Genomic DNA, 4,433 nt, shown 5'->3' with positions numbered 1-4,433 from the left:
CGTGGGATCGGGTCGGATAGGGGCGCACCAGTATTTCGGCGGGTAAATCCAGTTGCTCTGACAGGCGGCGAATCATTTCCAGGGTGAGTGGCCGCCGTCGGTTCAGCACTTCAGAAACCCGTGCCCGAGAGCCAATGCAGGGTTCGAGATCTTTACGGGAGAGACTGCGGGCCTCCATGACATGCTCCAGCAGGGCAATAGGATCGGGATCATCAATAGAGTGCTGCTGCCGCTCATAGTCTGCAATGAGTATGGCGATCACTTCCAACTGGTCACTTTCCGGGCTGCCCGCTGGGGCATCCCACAGGCGATCTATCAGGGTCAGAGCCGCCGTATAGTCGCACTCATCATGAATGGCTTTGATTTCCATGGACTGACTCCTCAGATAGTGCGGGCGTCGATGCGGTCATATTCCGCATGGGTGCTGACGAAACGGATATACAAGAGCTGACGGTCGTAATGGATAGCGACGATCAGCCGATAACTATTACCCTTGATGTTGAATACCACTCGATTCCCCGGCAAAAAGCTCGCGCTCCGGTAAGCCGCTTTGATGTCTGCAGGATTTGTCCAATGGGCACGACTGGCGATGGCATACCAGGCACGTAAAGATTCCCCGGCAGAAGGGTGAATCTCCCAGAATTCCCGCAAGGCCCGTAACGAAATGACGCGCATGCCGCTCCACACTGTTCCCATTTCGGGAACGATGGTAACCGAAGACAATAGGCGGATTCAATGCCGTTGTCGGCCTTGATGCACAGATATGTTGACTTATAAACCCTGACCATTGTCCTAACGACAAGGCCACGCGCGAGCTGAGGTAGCCTGACAATTTAGACTTTTCACGGTCTACCTTCTTCGGTAACCAAAGGCTGAGGCATGAAAGCCTCGCGATACTCATCACTACGTGGAAGCGGATGGGCCGGAAAACTCAAAGAGCTTTTTCCTCAGTTTTGCTGCCCAAACGCCATTCTGTTGTTGCTCATTACCTCCCGGATCAGGTCTCATCACCTTCCGCAGCCGTTCATATTGAGCAAGCTGGTCGCCTTCATTCTCTGTAATGTCCCAACGCCCTCCCCGACAATCCAGCCGGTGGAGAATCGACAGGATATGGTTTTCGATATCTCGAAGCCCGATACTACCCTTGAATCGCAGCAACAGCGTAGACAAGGCCATTTTGTTACTATGCTCCACATCCAGCAACACCACCGGGAACGCCTTTTCCTGGAAAAATACGGCAACCAGGCATAATCTTTGGCGCTTTCCAACCATGGAAAAGGCCTGCCCGGTTTCAAGCCGACACAGCGCCGTCAAAACACGGACATCTATTAACCCGTGCGCCATGGTACGGATCACCTGCATCAATCGCCTTAGATCGTCCGTACCTTCACCTTTCTCGACCGCAAGCACCTGAAACTCCATGGGCAGGAGATCGTCGTGCAGAGACTCAGGGGAAACGCTCACTTTAGGCGGTGGGGTTTTTCCACTTCCCCGATATTTTCGGGTCTTTCCCTCATTTTCACTGGTGTCCGCGGCACCCTTGTTTCTACGCCTGATAACACGTACCCGATCTTTTTTATCCACCCGACGCACTTCGATTTCCCGGTCAAAAATGCTGGTTCTGGTCAATATCGGCAGGGCTGGCTGATGAACATCCGTCCTACTACCCGAACCTACCGTGTCTATGACAGGAACGTCACCGGATGACGAACCACCGTCTGGTCCACGCCTTTTGGGCTGACTTTTTGGCATCCGCACCGTGATCGTTTTCCCCAACGACGGATGAGAAAAATACAAAATGTCACAGGGTACCCTTTTCCCCGTGAACTCGGAGATTTCTAAGATAAGCCACTGATTTCCTTTCCGCACTCCACGAAACTTAATTCCACAGTCATGCAGATCAGGAGGATCAAAGGTCATATACTTTTGTTTGAATGTCCGTTCGTAGACACTGTCCCAGGCGCGTTGCCCATCAGGATCCACCGCCAGCCAAGAAAATTCCAAGATAAATGGCCTCTTGAGTGATCTCACTGGCATTTGCTGGGTATAATCGAGCTGCAGACGAGGGTGAAACCCAGGTTCGACCGGCCTGAAGAGTGTCATAATGCCCCCAGGCTGCATAATATGATTGGCAAGCGTTTTATTATGCAGGAACAGGCTACGGATGAGCTCCATGGTCGGGACCAAATACTCCATCTGATCCACTTGATAACGCAAGAGCCGCTGCACCCCCTGTGATTTGCCTTCAAACGAATATAATTCTGGCGGAATGTCAGACGAGTTGAGTTCCTCTCCTGCCGCCAGATTGGGAATAATCACTTCCGAATATTCGCCGTAGGTTATTGGGAGCAATCTACCTTCGGAGAAGCTATAGCCGAGTGCCAGCACCGGGAACAGCCCAATAGGTACGCGCCACATGGCAAATTCGCCTGACGACACGCCGCGGGTGACTATACGGACCTGCCACCCTTTTTTATCGTCTTGTTCGACTCCGGCCAGCCAGTGTAGCGTCAAATCTTCAGGCACTTTGCGCAATACGTCTATTCTGATCAATTTATACCTCAGAGGATCCAGCCATTATTTCCAAGGCGGCCAAGGCGGTTTCTACGCTCGGTGAAGCTATTGAAGGCAGCCCTGCTAAGCGGCGTACCCGCCACGCCCGCGTCGGCAACGCTTGTCGATGCAATTCTGCAGTAGCCCAGACAATGCGACGCAAACGAAACGCATCGGTAGTTTCCATGACCTCGCCAAGCACGCCGATACTTTTAGGCAGCTTTGCCTGCCGTTTTGACATCCAACGCGGTCGCCCCAACTTGCGCTCCAAAGCCGCCTGGGTAACGCGTTGCGGCGGAACCTCCCGAGTGATTTCCCGCGCAGCCTTACGCAGTTGGGCCGCCATGCTACGATCCAATGTCTCCCAGTCCACACGCTGATCAGACCATTTCTTGTGCAGTGCCGTTGGTGAATGTTGCTCCAGCCACTCCCTGTCATGGCGGTACAACCATGAGTGTTCTTTGGGTAGCAAAAGCGCCAGTCGCCGACGTGATAAATCAGCGTGATTTTGTTGCATGTCCAACCACCGTGTTCTTATGGCATCCCGGTCTGGCACCAATGTTCGGGAATGTCGTGCGGCTAAGGGTTTCCAGGGCACATTCAACCCGAGTCGGGAGGCGTGCAACCTCACCGTCCCTGGATCAATGGCAAGATATCTGGCTACCGCCCTGAGTCCCAGGCCCTCCGCCACTTTCTGCCGGATTTGACTATCCAGTAGGGGGCCAAAATCCAAAATGCGCGGCGAACTCCTTGATCCCACCTCTCGACTGTACACAAATCCGCAGGCGCAGGAAAATCGACCAATCACCCGATCCTGATCATGGCGAACAGCGATCTCGTGGATCACATTCTGCCCATAGTGGTCTGCCAGACGATTGAAGCAGGGCCACGGTCCCTTGCCGAAGGGGGGTGCCGGCCGCCGTTGCGGCGACCGTTTGTCCAAAAAAATCTGGAATAGAACATGCCGCAACGGATGAAATGCCTTTCTGTGTTTCCGTACCATGGCCGTAGGCCAATCGCCGCCGAGACCACTGGGGATAAGGTCGATTACTGGTTCAAGCAGGCTTAAAATTGCTTCCCTGAGAAGGTTCTGAGCGACATTCTCCTTGCCTTTGCCGAAGCCGCGATCAATCACTGCGCTCCGATAATACGCACCCCAATCACAAAAGCGGGAGCGCACTGGCGGATGATCGAGCAACGCCGCGCTCCGCTTGGCAATCTCTTGCAACAGCGTCACTTGGCGCGGGCTACTCGCCCAAGAAGGGAGTGCCGCCACAGGCGAACAGTTCTTTTGATCCGCGGCGATGAATTCGTGCTGGTTACTGGCACCTTGGGAGACCGCACTGTCCGCCAGGGCCGCGCCATGATCTGGACAAACCAGAACGCCGGGGAGTTGATGGCTGCGCCTCCAATATCCTTCTCCATAGCGGCTCAACATCTCGCCAAGGCAGATGGGACAATACCGTAAGTATGCCGGAGCCGAAATCGCGCTCGCCGCAATACCCAGACGCACATGCACGGCATCCGCCGGGCCGTCCACTAATGACGCCAGTGCGAATTGTCCCACTGACTTCGGCTCGAATGCCGTGTAATAACGGTAGAGGGTAAAATCCCTGGTCAGTCTTTCCGGACCGAGTCCGCGATCGGTCGGTATTCTCTGGCTCAACGCCGCCACATGGCTTTGCAAGCCCACCGTCGCCCGCACCCCGGTTTCACCAAAGAGATCATACAAGGTGTGTTTCGGGCTTCCGGAACAAACGTGACGATGGTAACGCGCAAGCACGCTGTATAACAGTTCGTCGGGATAAATTTCCGGGAAATAGGCCAACACGGGTGGCTTTTCAGCTCGCGAGATCGGCCATCGGCGGTTTAACGGCGGG

At 54.4% G+C, this 4,433-nt stretch carries 4 protein-coding genes; all 4 read right to left on the bottom strand.

From position 1 onward, the window contains the following. Window positions 1-370: helix-turn-helix domain-containing protein (locus tag HF921_RS03045; RefSeq protein WP_215893279.1), on the bottom strand; the 370-nt coding region annotated here is incomplete at its 3' end. 11 nt (window positions 371-381) lie between these two features. After that, window positions 382-675, bottom strand: a complete 294-nt coding sequence (locus tag HF921_RS03040) for a type II toxin-antitoxin system HigB family toxin (protein ID WP_215850054.1) — start codon at window positions 673-675, stop codon at window positions 382-384. 228 nt (window positions 676-903) lie between these two features. Continuing rightward, window positions 904-2,553 (bottom strand): hypothetical protein, encoded by a 1,650-nt coding sequence (locus HF921_RS03035; protein WP_226817631.1) that lies wholly within the window; start codon window positions 2,551-2,553, stop codon window positions 904-906. Window position 2,554: 1 nt separating this feature from the next. Then, window positions 2,555-4,433 (bottom strand): TnsD family transposase (locus HF921_RS03030; RefSeq protein WP_226834305.1); only part of this gene is annotated, 1,879 nt, incomplete at its 5' end.

It is taken from the genome of Acidithiobacillus ferriphilus (assembly GCF_018854775.1).
In the GTDB taxonomy this organism is placed as follows: Bacteria; Pseudomonadota; Gammaproteobacteria; order Acidithiobacillales; family Acidithiobacillaceae; genus Acidithiobacillus; species Acidithiobacillus ferriphilus.
The sequence above is the reverse complement of the archived record's forward strand: the minus strand, read 5'-3'. Positions and strand labels throughout refer to the sequence as shown.

Bases quoted from the DNA above. Each gene is read 5' to 3' on its own strand.
- HF921_RS03040 (WP_215850054.1), bottom strand. From the start codon at position 675: ATGCGCGTCATTTCGTTACGGGCCTTGCGGGAATTCTGGGAGATTCAC.